This is a genomic window from Acinetobacter sp. 102 (genome assembly GCF_037028485.1).
Classification (GTDB): Bacteria; Pseudomonadota; Gammaproteobacteria; order Pseudomonadales; family Moraxellaceae; genus Acinetobacter; species Acinetobacter higginsii.
In genome coordinates this window covers 156487-169944 of record NZ_JAZEZK010000003.1, presented here as the reverse complement: position 1 = coordinate 169944, position 13458 = coordinate 156487, and the positions used below count along the sequence as shown (strand labels likewise).

Sequence of the window (13458 nt, the reverse complement as noted above, 5' to 3'; positions counted from 1 at the left end):
AACTTGCACAAAATTTAGCTGTGTAGGACGTAGACTATGCGTGATGTAACCAAAAATGCGATTCAAAAAACAAAAGTTGCAATTATTGGTGCGGGCTTTGGTGGCTTAGCGATGGCTATTCGACTATTACAAAGTCAAATCAATGATTTTGTAATTTTAGAAAAAACCAACGATGTTGGCGGTACATGGCGAGAAAACCAATATCCTGGCGCAGCGTGTGACGTTCAATCACATATGTATTCCCTTTCATTTGCACCTAAAACAGACTGGTCAAAACGCTATGCTGAGGCAGATGAAATTTTTGATTATATTCAAAATATTACTGAACAATACCGACTTCGAGATTATTGCAAATTCAATCACGAAGTAACCAATGCTGAATTTGACGAAAACCGCAATGTGTGGACGCTAGATTTTAAAGACCAGACAATTCTTGAGGCTCAATTTGTCATCTTTGCGTCTGGTCCCTTACACGTGCCACAAATTCCCCATATCAAAGGCATTGAGAAATTTAAAGGTAAAGTGTTCCATTCTTCGCAATGGGATCACAATTACGATCTAAGCGGCAAAGCAGTTGTTTCAATCGGTACTGGTGGTAGCGCGATTCAATATATTCCTGAAATCGCAGTAGAAGTAAAACAGCTTTATGTGTTCCAGCGCACCGCAGCTTGGGTCATTCCACGTGATGAGCGTAAATATTCTCAGCTAAGTAAGCGCTTATTTAAGGCGTCGAATATTTATCGCCAGATTCACCGTACCCGTCTCTATTGGACCAATGAATCACGTGTTGTACCAATCGTACAACCACAGATTATGAAATATGGTCAAAAACTTGCTGAAGCCTTTATTCGCTATCAAGTGAAAGATAAAGCGCTTGCGAAAAAATTGACACCAGATTTTGTTATGGGCTGTAAACGTATTCTTATTTCAAATAAGTACTTCCCAACCTTCAACCGTAAAAATGTTGAATTAGTGACAGATGCCATCCAGGAAATTACAGAGAACGGTATCATCACCAAAGATGGTAAAGAACGTCAAATTGATTGCTTGATTTATGGTACTGGCTTTATTACTGATCCACGCATTTACTTAAAACATTTCAATTGTGTTGGTCGTAATGGCATAGAACTTAAACAAGCATGGAAAGATGGTGCGGAAAGTTATTATGGCGTGAGTACCAAGAACTTCCCGAATTTGTTCCAGTTACTTGGACCAAATACGATTCTTGGACATAATTCTGTGATTTTCATGATCGAGTCTCAGGTCAACTATATTCTACAATTGATCCAAACCGTTGATAAAACAGGTACACAAGCGGTTGAGATCAAGCACGAAGTTCAAGACCGGTTCAATCAACGTGTTCAAGATCATCTCAAAGGTACAGTTTGGCAAGCAGGTGGCTGTAGCAGTTGGTATCAAGCGGCAGATGGTAAGAACTTTTCTTTATGGCCAACATATACATGGAGATATTGGCTAGAGACGCGTAAAGTGAATGTTGCTGATTATAATTTTATCAGCACAGCGGTTAATTCAAAAAACCATGCTGCTTAAGCAGAAATAGATGAATTCTTCCAAATATCAAGAACACCTTTAAAAGCTTAAAGGTGTTTTTTTTATTGCAACGCTTTATGAATCTGATTTAACCCCCCCTGTTCTTCTCTATGCAAGACCTAAATATTCATGTTAATATTTTAACTACCTACCGTTAGGTAGTTAAAATAAATATTGTTTCCCTCGAAAGAGTACACAAAACATGAACGCTGCTCCTCCCATCTCAAAGATCAGTTGGTCTTTGTTACTATTGCTCTCCCTTTTTACCGCCTTGGATGCATTGGCAATAGATATTTATTTGCCAGCATTTCCACTGCTTGCAGAAAGTTTTGCGACTACGCCAGGTCATATACAACTCACCCTGTCGGTATTTCTGATTGGACTCGCCATTGGTCAAGGTATCTATGGTCCATTGCTTGATCGCTTTGGTCGACGTAATCCCTTACTAATCGGAATCGCTGTTTTTATCTTAGGATCAATACTGGCAGCCGTTGCACCAACGATTGAGTGGTTACTGGCTGCACGTTTCTTACAAGCAATAGGTGCATCAGCAGGTCTCGTGGTTCCAAGAGCAATTATTTCTGATGTGTGCGATGCCAAAACCAGTGCCAAGAATTTTTCTATTTTGATGCAAGTCATGATGATTGTACCAATTCTTGCCCCCTTGTTGGGTAGTGTGATCTTACGCATCGGCTCTTGGCATTTGATTTTCTATACATTGGCAGTGCTTGGTTCGGTCCTGTGGCTATGGGGAAATCAAGCCATTCCAGAGACATTGAAACCTCAATATCGACAAGCATTGCAATTCACTGCGATCAAAAATAGCTATCAAACGCTTTGTCTGAATAAAAGCTTTATCAGTTATACGATTGCTGGTGGGTTTATCTTAGGTGCTTTCTTTGTTTACCTCAGCCAATCGCCTTTTATTTTTATTCAGCACTACCATATTCACAACGAAAGTTTTAGTACCTTATTTGCTGCGAATGCGATTGGCTTAATTACCCTAGGACAAACCTCAATCCTGTTACTCAAACGTTGGTCGGCTCAACAATTGCTTGTCATCGGTATGTGCTTATTCAGCGGTTCTAGTTTTATTTTGATGCTCAGCCTATATTTTTATGACTTAAATTTATGGCAATACATTGCACTTTTAGGATTAAGCATCTGGTCGACTGGATTCATTTTTGGCAATTTAACAGCACTAACCATGCAGCAAAGTCCACAGCATTTAACGGGTGCAGCGTCCTCATTAATGGGCTTACTACAGTATGCTTTCGCGGCACTGATCGGTTTTGTTGTGAGCTTAATAGAAATCAATGTCAGCTTACTTCCAAGCAGCTTGTTTATTTGTGGTGCTATCGCTCTGGGCTTATGTCTTTATGCTGCGCTAGAACAGCGCGAATCATTTGCTAGAGTAGAAACAGAATAAAGAAATTACACTTGATCAGTGTCTGAACTTAGGCGCTGATCAGAATATTTAATGCTTTTAAGATCGCATCCAATCTGAGGTGAAACTTCTCTCGCCCACCATAGATCAATTCGCTTTGTAAGGCATCGACAAAGCTCATGCATACACGAGCCAGAGCGACACTATCCAGTTGATGCTTATTTTCTATTAAAATAGAGTGTTGAATGGCTTGTAAAAATACATTTTCCAGTTCCGCCATAAAGACATGCATCGGTTCAATTACCTGATCATATAAGTGCACAGGCGGACTAATTAATGCATTCATCCAAAATTGAACACCATATGATGCATCAAAACGCTGTTCGATACTTTCAAAGTAATGCAGTAATTGCTGCTGGATTTTTTCTCCGCCTTGCAATACAACCTTGGCATGTCCCAATTCTTCATCAATCATGATTGGAATCAGACTGAGATACAATTCGTCCTTATTCTTAAAATGTGCATAAATTGAAGGTTTTTTTATCCCGACATCAGTCGCAATCTCGTTTAGCGATGTTGCTGCAAAGCCCTGTTTTGCAAACCGTTCTAATGCCACTTTTTGAATCTTAGCTGCTGTCACAAATCATCCACCTTTATTACTGCTAAAATTATATTTCAGCCAACAGGATATTCATAGCTGAATAAGAGATTGTATTTATATGCCATCTACCTGAATGGCAACATAATCATCTACTCAGTATCCCCCAAGTTTATTGATATCCGTTTATCTTCAAAACTTTCTATATCAAATGATATATAAATCTATTCAAGTATCAGATTTCCCTGCATAATAAATCAGCACTATAAACGCTCTGATTGTATGACCTCTCTTGTTTTAATCTTCCAGATTTTTGTTTGCATTAGCTTAGGCTATTTTGTCGGGCCACATTTATCACAGACAATTAAACAATTCGTATTTAAAATACTGCCCTATTTTTCTTATATTTTACTGATTAGCGTGGCATTTGAACTGACTCAAGCCTTAAATCACGTTCAAAATCCTACTGCTATTCTACCGCCAGCATTACTGATTGCATTTACCACCTCGATTGGTTCATTTTTTATTTGCTTGATCACCTACAAACTGATTGATCGCCAAAGTGTACAAGGAAAGATTTCCTTACACCTATTTCTCAATGCACTCAAGAATATCGCCAAAGCATTTTTGGCTTTGGGGGTTGGTATTCTATTCGGCGTCATGGTCAATAGTTCAGGTTTAACGATCAGCTTTAATAGTTGGTATTTATTACTGATCTTTATTTTTTTGATCGGGATCGAACTGGCCTTCACCCAATTTGATCGTAGTTGGTTGAGTTGGAAAATTTTGCTGGTTCCCGTGGCTGCATTTGTTGGTTCATGCTTGGCATCCCTGTTAAATTATTTCATCTTATCCAATGAATATAGTCTTAACGAAGTCATGGCCTTAGCCCAAGGCTATGGCTGGTATTCCATGTCAGGGATTTTATTCACTGAAATACACTCAGCCAAACTGGGTGGAATTGCTTTATTAACGGACTTGTTTAGAGAAATTTTTGCCATTTTATTGATGTATTGTCTTGGCTGGCGTTTTCCACGCTCTGCGATTTCCAGTGCAGGTGCAACGTCAATGGATGTCACACTTGCCATGGTCAAACAATCATGTGGCACACATTATGTCCCACATGCCATGATGAGTGGATTGATCTTGTCACTTCTCGCACCACTCTTAATCAGCTTATTTCTAAGTATGAAGTTTTAACATCGTACTTTATTAGATTGAAGCCAAGATTGATTTCAACATCTCAGTTGGATTCTCAGCCTTGGTAATTGGGCGGCCAATGACTAAATGCGTTGATCCGTCTTGCATTGCTTGCTTTGGCGTTACGATACGTTTTTGGTCATCTGCATTTGAACCCTCAGGACGAATCCCTGGTGTGACCAATGCAAACTCTTGTCCTAATAGTTCACGAAGGATCTTGGCTTCTTGTGCTGAACACACGACACCATCTAATCCGCTGTCTTGAGTAAGTTTTGCTAAACGCTTTACATGCTCGACAGGTTCTATATCCAAACCTAGATCACGTAAGTCTTCACGGCCCATTGAAGTCAAAACTGTGACTGCGATCAATTGAGTTGAATAATTACCCGCTTTAAGGCGCTCTACACAGGTTTCCATCATTTTACGGCCACCCGATGCATGCACATTCACCATCCACACACCAAGATCCGCGGCAGCACACACCGCTTGAGCAGTCGTGTTCGGAATATCGTGAAATTTTAAATCAAGAAAAACTTCAAAGCCTTTATCTTGTAAATTTTTTACGATTGATGGGCCTTCATGAGTAAAAAGCTCTTTGCCTACTTTGACACGACAAAGTGACGGATCAAGCTGATCTACAATTGTTAAGGCGTCATATTGGCTTTTTGCGTCTAAGGCAACAATAATACTCACGAATCTAGTTCCATCACATAAAAATCGGCTAATTATAAAGTGATTAGTAGAATGAACAAAGCAAGAAAGTCATCATAATACAAAAAAGCTTTTTTAAAATGATGAAATGATCTTTATCTTTGCTCCGATATCAAGATCGCTCTAGTATCCACTTCCAGAGCTTCAAAGATATGCGCTTGATCTGCGGGATAACAAATATAATCCCCTTCATTCAACAAAATAGGTTCCGCAACCAACCCCACTTTTGCTCGTCCTTTCATAATAATAATATGCTCAACACTCCCAATCGGGTGTGGCTGACTGCAACGTGGCTCACCGGGTTGTGTCGTTAATATATATACATCCCGTCTAGCGCCTGTTGGGCAATTGGCCAATAAGATTGCTTGATAATGCGCGATTTCAGAACTGACTGACGGCCCCTCACCAAAACGAATCACTTGAGTTTGCGCAATATTTGATTCCATCAATTTCGCAAATGGAATATCTAAAGCAACACATAAGGCCCATAAAGTTTCTAGACTTGGATTACCTTGAGCTGCTTCCAATTGAGACAGGGTCGATTTCGCAATCCCTGCTCGGCGAGCCACTTCTGCTAAAGATAATCCAGACTTCTGTCTTTCTCGTTGTAAGCCTTTGGCGACAATTTCAATTGGCAAACTCATATAACACCATAAAAACGAACGTTCGTTTTGACGAACGGCATAAAATTAATCTATTATATCGTACGTTCGTTTGATATAGAAACCAATGATGCAAGATAAAGAACAATTTAATCTAATCAAAGCCATCGTATTGATTTCAGTTGCAACAGGAATTGTGGGCATTTCCTTGGGCTCAGTTGCTGCAAGCTTCGATGTACCGATGTGGATTCCTTTGCTGTTATCACTCACAGTCCTCGCAGGCGCTGCAGAATTTACATTCATTGGTATGATTGCAACTGGCACCAATCCTATTTTTGCGGCATTGACCGGTATATTGATCAACCTACGCCATCTGCCATTTGGTTTATCCGTTGCAACATTTATTGAAAAGAATGCTTATCGGTTTATTGCCTGCCATATCATGAATGATGAAAGCGTCATGTTTGGACTAAGCCAACAAGAAGATCAAGCCAAACAAAAAGCCTATTGGATGTGCGGATTAGGGATTGCTATTCTCTGGCCAATTGGTGTTTTTATTGGCTATATACTCAGTAAAAATATTCCTGATATTTATGTATTTGGTATAGATGCTGCATTTCCTGCCATTCTTTTCGCATTAATCTTACCTATGCTAAAGAATAAAACTACACGACACCGTGTATTTTTAGGTAGCACATTATCCGTAGCATCAATTCCCTTACTACCAACAGGCTTACCAGTGCTCGTTTCCATGTTAGGTCTACTGTTAAAAGGTAAGTCAAAATGAAATATAGTGAAAGTTATATCTTTGTTGGAATTGTTGTGCTTGCCCTTGGTACCTATTTAATTCGCTACTCAGGTTTTTATCTAGCCAATCGCATGACCTTTAAAGAACATCATAAACAACTACTGGCAGACTCTGCTTGTGTACTACTGTTTACCTTGGCCGTATTCAATACACTTTTTTCTGAGGCTCATTTTAGTGGAATCAGTAAGATCGTGGGCGTTGCCGTAGCTCTTATCTTTGCTTGGAAGAAATGTTCACTGATCGTGGTTATTCTTGCGGCCATGCTGATTACTGCCACTTTAAGATATTTAGGTTTTCCATAAAAAATGGCCCTTTAAATCCAATAAAGGGCCATTTAATAGGGTTCTAAAATCTTCAGACTTTACAACCCTCAAAATATTTTTAATTACAGTGGCGTACGCGTTTGACTTTCAGGATTAATATCCAACACTGTTTTTTCATGTCGTACACTTGCAGCAGCTTCTGCGGCAGCTTGTTGTGCAAGTTGGATCTGCTCTTTTCGAAGATAGTCGATATCTTTACGAAGCCGTTTAATTTCCCAACTGGTCTGGAAGACTCGGAAAACTTGAACGCCTAGTAATAAACCCACCACAATACCCAATGCAAGCGTCAATAAAAGGAGAAGACCTAAACGCATGGCTGGGACTTGAGTAAATAATAAATCCACTTGTAACTCAGCTGGGTTCTGAAGAACCAAAGCGAGTGAATAACCAAAAATGGCAACGAGTAATGCAATTAATACATAACGCATAAACACCTCAATTCTTATTCAGCAGATTCGTTTACTGCATCACGAAGTGCTTTACCAGGTTTAAAGTGTGGGACCGCTTTCGCTGCAACATCTACAGATCGACCTGTTTTAGGATTACGACCTAAACGTGGCTCACGGTGATGCAATGCAAAACTACCAAAACCACGGATTTCAATACGATCGCCGCTTGAAAGCGCTTCAATCATTTGATCAATCATAATCTTAACTGCATCTTCTACCAAAGGCTCAGCCAAGTGTGGGTTTTTAAGTGCAATCCGTTCAATTAAATCAGATTTATTAAGTGCTTCAGTAGTCATTGATGACCTCTTTAATTATTGCTACTTTTCAATGTTTTTAATAATAACCTGTTTAAATACAAAACGGTAGCGCAGTACATGATTACTACGCTACCGTTTGCAGTATTTTTGTATAAAAAAGTACGTCTCAGTTACAAGAAACGTACTTTTTAACAAATTACTTCATTTGAGCTTTAATTAAGTCACCAATAGTCTTAGGACCATTGCTTTCTGCAGTTTGAGTCGCAGCAGCTTGGCGAGCATTGTTCACAGCTTCTTTCTCTTCAGCTTCGTCTTTCGCTTTGATAGACAAGTTGATAGAGCGAGATTTACGATCAACGTTGATGATCTTCGCTTCAACTTCTTGGCCAACTTCTAAGAACTTAGTTGCATCTTCAACGCGGTCACGGTTGATTTCAGAAGCTTTAAGCGTTGCTTCGATGTCATCAGCTAATTTAACTGTAGCACCTTTAGCATCAACAGCAGTTACAGTACCTTTAACTAAAGCACCGCGCTCGTTAGCAGCTAAGAAATCATTGAATGGATCGCTGTTTAATTGCTTGATACCAAGGCTGATACGGTTACCTTCAGCATCTACAGATAAGATAACTGCTTCAACTGTGTCACCTTTCTTGTAACGACGGATAGCTTCTTCGCCTTGTTCGTTCCAAGAAATGTCAGATAAATGTACTAAACCGTCGATACCACCAGATAAACCGATGAAGATACCGAAGTCAGTGATTGACTTGATCGTACCAGAAACTTTTTCGCCTTTTTCATTTGCTTTAGCAAACTCTTCCCATGGGTTAGCACGAGTTTGTTTGATACCCAATGAAATACGACGACGTTCTTCGTCAACTTCAAGAACCATAACATCAACTTCGTCACCAATCTGAACAACTTTAGATGGGTGGATGTTTTTGTTTGTGTGGTCCATTTCTGAAACGTGTACTAAGCCTTCAACGCCTTCAGCGATTTCAGCGAAGCAACCGTAGTCAGTTAAGTTAGTTACACGTGCTTTAACGATAGAACCTTTAGGGTAACGGCTCATGATCGCTAACCATGGATCTTCGCCTAATTGCTTAAGGCCTAAAGATACGCGGTTACGCTCGCGGTCAAATTTAAGTACTTTAACAGTAACTTCTTGACCAACTTCAACAACTTCTGAAGGGTGCTTGATACGCTTCCAAGCCATATCTGTGATATGTAGAAGACCATCAATACCGCCAAGATCAACGAACGCGCCGTAATCAGTAAGGTTCTTGATTGTACCTGTAACTGTTTGACCTTCTTCAAGTTGAGCAAGTAATGCTTCACGGTCAGCTGAAGATTCAGCTTCCATAACTGCACGACGAGATACAACAACGTTGTTACGTTTAGCATCAAGTTTGATTACTTTGAACTCTAACTCTTTACCTTCAAGGTGAGTCGTGTCACGGATAGGACGAGTGTCAACTAAAGAACCTGGTAAGAATGCACGTACAGGACCGATGTCAACAGTGAAACCGCCTTTAACCTTACCAGAGATAACACCAGTAACGATTTCGCCGTCTTCAAAGATTTTCTCAAGTTTAGTCCAAGTTTCAGCACGTTTCGCTTTTTCACGTGATAAAACTGTTTGACCCATACCGTTGTCAAGCGCTTCAACAACTACGTCAACAGTATCGCCAACTTGAACTTCAAGTTCACGTTGTTCATTTAAAAATTCAGCACGGTCAACTACGCCTTCAGATTTAAGGCCAGTGTCAACAGTAACCCAGTCAGAATCGATACTAACAACAGTACCTTGGATGACTGCACCCTTTTCAACGTTGAGGTTTAATTCACTTTCTTCAAAGAGGGCTGCAAAAGATTCGGTCATGATATACCTGATAAAGTCCGCGGTCTTGGATCAGACAAGGCCGGTTTAGTTAAGTTGTTACATTGTCCAAAAAATCTGATCAAGCAATGCTTCAACTGATAAAAAATTGTGTATCTATTTTATACAGCTATTGATATAGTCAACCATTAACTGAAACACTTCATCGATGCCTATTGTAGAACTATCAATGATATACGCATCATCAGCTGGTTTGAGCGGAGCAACTGTGCGCTCCATATCTCGCTTATCTCTAGCTTGTATGTTAGATAAAATGTCGCTTATTTTAGCATCAAGGCCCATGCCCTGCAACTGTTTTACGCGTCGCTCCGCCCGAGACTCAGCCGAAGCGGTTAAATAAATTTTCGCTTGGGCTTCTGGAAAAATAGAAGTTGCCATGTCACGACCATCTGCAACCAATCCTGGTGCTTGAATAAATGCACGTTGGCGCGAGAATAATGCCTTTCTTAATTCAGGTACAGTTGCAACTTTAGAGGCATACTCACCCACTTGTTCCGTTCGAATAGTGTTAGTGACATCTACACCCTCCAAAAAAACAAGTGTCGCTGCTTCAGTCGTTTTAAATTCAATATCCAAATGCGTCGCATACTCAACGCATTGATCTAAGTTCGCATCAATTTGATCCAGCAAGCCTCGCTGAAACAATGACAGTCCAAGTAAACGATATAAAGCACCAGAATCTAATAAATTAAAATGATAATGTGCTGCAATTTTAGCAGCCAATGTGCCTTTGCCCGAACCGCTTGGACCATCTATCGTAATAATATGAACTGTCATTCCCATCTCTTATGAAGCAACTGATTTGGCTAATTTTGAGAACCCTAGTGTAATCGCTGCTTTGAGTTGTGCAAGAACTAATTTACTGACTAAAGGTGCTTTTGCTGTAAATTCAATCTTATAAGTTACTAAAGTTATAAAAGGTGTAATTTCTTTAAAATCAATTTGCCCCAAGTGATGCTTCACCAAAGGATTATTAATCAACTTATACTCAATACGCTTATTTTCTTCCAACAAAGTGATTTCTTCTTGTAAAGGCTTAATCGCTCCAAAGCCCATACGGCGAATCGAACCTACACCATCAGGACGTTCTGGATCAGCAGAATCCTTTACGCGAACAACCTGTAAAGGTGCAAATGCCTTGTTATAAGTGGCATGTTTTGACAGTAAGTCAAAAACTTCGGAAATCGGTGCATTAAATTCTTTTTCTATGGTGATTGCATTACGCATAAGTTCGCCTTTTGATGTAACCCAAAATCATCGGAGGCTTAGTTTGCCACAACTCATAAGACATTTTTAATCATTTAAGGACGTTTTTGACAAACGGATTTTCTTCTTTTCATTTCTTCTTTGTTTAAAAAAATCACTCAATTGCAATGAACATTGTTCTTGTAAGCAACCTTGTTCAAAGACAAACTTATGATTGTAATAGCCACTATCAAGCAATTGTCTAGCACTCACCAATGAACCTGCTTTTGGTTCAGTCGTAGCAAAAACCACACGCTGTATCCGTGCATGAATTAATGCACCCACACACATGGTACAAGGTTCAAGCGTCACATAAAGTGTTGTATCGTCGGGCAAGCGATAGTTATTTAAAGACTGACAAGCCGCACGCAACGCTTGTATTTCAGCATGTGCTGTTGGATCCGACAATTTAATTGGCGCATTATATCCAGCACCGATTACCTGCCCCTTGCTGACCAGAATTGCTCCGACAGGTATTTCACCCTGCGCTGCTGCTAATGCAGCCTGCTCATAGGCAAGCTGCATCCAATATTCATCATTAAATTTTTCAGAACTCATAACAATCAGGCAATGACACCGTATTGCTTTAATAAAGCATTCCAGCTTTCGATATTAGTCACAGGAGGACAATCTCCCAAGATACCTTTCAAGCTGAGTTGCTCAGTTGCCTGCCATTCTGGAGATAAGTCTTTATCAACCAAACGCGCACGAACCCCTTCGACAAAATCTGGGTGGCGAATTTTCCAATCAGAAATCTGTGCTTCTAATGCAAACACTTCATCCCATGCATGCCCTTGCTTGCCCCACTGCCATAACAACCATGTGATTGCAGCCGTGCTTGGCGAGCCTTTCTGTAAGTTTTCACTGGCTTGACGCAACCAGTCACTACTCGCATCACTTAAACCAATAATCGACTGATAATCATATTCAAAGCTTTGACCGCGACATACACTATGAATCACATCAATCGAGTTTTGTAATGGTCCAGATGCCACAGGGCGATGCAAACTATTTAAGGTATCGTCAATCGCTCTAAATGCGCCAGCAGGGTAATGATTCCAATCCACACTGAGTACTTTTTGAAGCATATTATCACGTTGCGCTTCGCAGATATGCGTCGCCCAACCGATGCTAAATGCACCCGCTGCCGTCATAATTGAACCCGTCAAGCCAGTAAACAAACCAATTTGTCCACGATCAGCCAAGAAGCGGCTTGCACCAACATCAGGGTATAAGCCGATATTGATTTCTGGCATAGCCAAACGTGAATAAGGCGTAACTAAGCGAAATGGTGCAGCCATAAATAGACCAAGCCCACCACCCATCACATAACCCTCTCCCCAAACCACGATTGGTTTAGCATAGTTATGCAACAGTAAATCAAGTGCATATTCCTGCTGGAAGAATTGATTCGCAGCATCCACTTCCTGATTAATCACCAATTGACGTAACTTGCGAACATCACCGCCCGCACAAAATGCTTTTGGTGTAGTTGAGTCAAACCAAATCGCTTTAACCGTCTCATCGACATGAAAATCTTCAAACACTTGAAGCAGCGCACTTACGATTGATTCATCTAAAGCGTGCAACGATTTAGGTCGATTCAGACGAATGATTCGCCAACCATTTTTTGCGTGTTCAATAACTAAATCTGGATGATAGCTATTTAAATCAGGAGAAGTCATTATGCGTCCAATTGCCAGTCTATAGGCTCAATGCCATGTTGTTTCAAGTAATGATTTGTTTTTGAAAATACTTTACAGCCAAAAAAACCACCACGATTCGCTGCTAGCGGTGATGGATGCGCTGCACTTAGTACTAGATGTTTATTACGATCAATACGTTGACCTTTGCGCTGTGCGTAGGCACCCCACAAAATAAACACGATATGTTCACGTTGTTCATTTAATACATCAATTACGCTATCCGTGAACTCTTCCCATCCTTGTTTTTGATGTGAAGTCGGTTGTCCTGCTTCTACCGTGAGTACACTGTTCAGTAAGAGTACGCCTTGTGCCGCCCATTTACTTAAGTCGCCATGACGTGAAACTGGTACTGCCAAGTCCGTATGTAATTCATGAAAAATATTACGCAAGGACGGTGGTAATGCAATCCCTTTTTGTACCGAAAAGCTCAAACCATTGGCTTGGTTTGGACCATGATACGGGTCTTGCCCTAAAATCACCACTTTGACGCCACCAAGTGGTGTCGTATTCAGCGCATTAAAAATTTGTTTACTTGGTGGATAAATGGTTTTTTCTGCAAGTTTTTCTTGTTGCAAAAACTCCCTCAAATTATCCATTTTTTGACTCAATAGAAACTCTGAAAGTGAGATTTTCCAAGACTCATCCAACTGAACTTTACTTAGTTTGTCCTGTTGCTGTTCAGTAAATTGCATCCACATTCCTTGAAATAAATTCACTCACTGGA

General features: G+C 40.2%; 16 protein-coding genes. 5 read left to right on the top strand and 11 right to left on the bottom strand.

The window, feature by feature from the left end:
• Positions 1 to 36 precede the first annotated feature (36 nt).
• Both WA352_RS04435 and WA352_RS04430 read left to right on the top strand, forming a co-directional pair.
• Entirely contained in the window at positions 37 to 1551 is a 1515-nt protein-coding gene (locus WA352_RS04435; protein ID WP_033132912.1) for a flavin-containing monooxygenase, read from the top strand.
• A 202-nt stretch (positions 1552 to 1753) separates the two neighbouring features.
• Positions 1754 to 2980, top strand: coding sequence for a multidrug effflux MFS transporter (locus WA352_RS04430; protein WP_033132913.1), 1227 nt, complete (start codon positions 1754 to 1756; stop codon positions 2978 to 2980).
• 28 nt (positions 2981 to 3008) lie between these two features.
• Here WA352_RS04430 and WA352_RS04425 read toward each other — a convergent pair whose 3' ends face one another.
• Entirely contained in the window at positions 3009 to 3578 is a 570-nt protein-coding gene (locus WA352_RS04425) for a TetR/AcrR family transcriptional regulator (RefSeq protein ID WP_004806677.1), read from the bottom strand.
• 240 nt (positions 3579 to 3818) lie between these two features.
• Between WA352_RS04425 and WA352_RS04420 the strand changes: the two genes are divergently transcribed.
• Positions 3819 to 4736: a lysine exporter LysO family protein gene (locus WA352_RS04420; RefSeq protein ID WP_033132914.1), complete on the top strand. Its 918-nt coding sequence runs from the start codon at positions 3819 to 3821 to the stop codon at positions 4734 to 4736.
• Between the two features lie 12 nt (positions 4737 to 4748).
• Here WA352_RS04420 and pyrF read toward each other — a convergent pair whose 3' ends face one another.
• Positions 4749 to 5429 carry an orotidine-5'-phosphate decarboxylase gene (gene pyrF / locus WA352_RS04415; RefSeq protein WP_004806673.1) on the bottom strand — a complete coding sequence of 227 codons (681 nt, stop codon included), beginning with the start codon at positions 5427 to 5429 and terminating at the stop codon, positions 4749 to 4751.
• A gap of 113 nt (positions 5430 to 5542) precedes the next feature.
• Positions 5543 to 6091, bottom strand: a complete 549-nt coding sequence (locus tag WA352_RS04410) for a helix-turn-helix domain-containing protein (RefSeq protein ID WP_005188020.1) — start codon at positions 6089 to 6091, stop codon at positions 5543 to 5545.
• A gap of 88 nt (positions 6092 to 6179) precedes the next feature.
• Between WA352_RS04410 and WA352_RS04405 the strand changes: the two genes are divergently transcribed.
• Positions 6180 to 6836 (top strand): AzlC family ABC transporter permease, encoded by a 657-nt coding sequence (locus tag WA352_RS04405; protein WP_017401926.1) that lies wholly within the window; start codon positions 6180 to 6182, stop codon positions 6834 to 6836.
• On the top strand, positions 6833 to 7159 hold the full coding sequence (locus tag WA352_RS04400; protein WP_241345082.1) for an AzlD domain-containing protein: 327 nt from the start codon (positions 6833 to 6835) through the stop codon (positions 7157 to 7159). Before WA352_RS04405 ends, WA352_RS04400 begins: the two co-directional genes overlap by 4 nt.
• An 83-nt stretch (positions 7160 to 7242) precedes the next feature.
• On the opposite strand, the gene WA352_RS04395 is transcribed toward WA352_RS04400, so the two are convergent.
• The 8 genes from WA352_RS04395 to ung form a co-directional block, all read right to left on the bottom strand.
• On the bottom strand, positions 7243 to 7608 hold the full coding sequence (locus WA352_RS04395; protein WP_016163885.1) for a lipopolysaccharide assembly protein LapA domain-containing protein: 366 nt from the start codon (positions 7606 to 7608) through the stop codon (positions 7243 to 7245).
• Positions 7609 to 7622: 14 nt separating this feature from the next.
• Positions 7623 to 7925, bottom strand: coding sequence for an integration host factor subunit beta (locus WA352_RS04390; RefSeq protein WP_004806663.1), 303 nt, complete (start codon positions 7923 to 7925; stop codon positions 7623 to 7625).
• A 157-nt stretch (positions 7926 to 8082) separates the two neighbouring features.
• On the bottom strand, positions 8083 to 9765 hold the full coding sequence (gene rpsA / locus WA352_RS04385; protein WP_004806660.1) for a 30S ribosomal protein S1: 1683 nt from the start codon (positions 9763 to 9765) through the stop codon (positions 8083 to 8085).
• A gap of 114 nt (positions 9766 to 9879) precedes the next feature.
• Positions 9880 to 10560, bottom strand: coding sequence for a (d)CMP kinase (gene cmk / locus WA352_RS04380; RefSeq protein ID WP_033132916.1), 681 nt, complete (start codon positions 10558 to 10560; stop codon positions 9880 to 9882).
• A gap of 9 nt (positions 10561 to 10569) precedes the next feature.
• On the bottom strand, positions 10570 to 11010 hold the full coding sequence (locus WA352_RS04375; protein WP_005204193.1) for an SRPBCC family protein: 441 nt from the start codon (positions 11008 to 11010) through the stop codon (positions 10570 to 10572).
• Positions 11011 to 11076: 66 nt separating this feature from the next.
• A complete protein-coding gene (tadA, locus tag WA352_RS04370) occupies positions 11077 to 11586 on the bottom strand; it encodes a tRNA adenosine(34) deaminase TadA (protein WP_033132917.1) in 510 nt (169 codons plus the stop codon).
• Between the two features lie 5 nt (positions 11587 to 11591).
• The gene (locus WA352_RS04365) at positions 11592 to 12716 is read right to left on the bottom strand and encodes an enoyl-CoA hydratase/isomerase family protein (RefSeq protein ID WP_171061051.1); all 1125 of its coding nucleotides are present in this window, start codon (positions 12714 to 12716) and stop codon (positions 11592 to 11594) included.
• Entirely contained in the window at positions 12713 to 13426 is a 714-nt protein-coding gene (gene ung, locus WA352_RS04360) for a uracil-DNA glycosylase (protein WP_004806648.1), read from the bottom strand. The genes WA352_RS04365 and ung overlap by 4 nt, the downstream gene beginning before the upstream one ends.
• Positions 13427 to 13458: the final 32 nt, after the last annotated feature.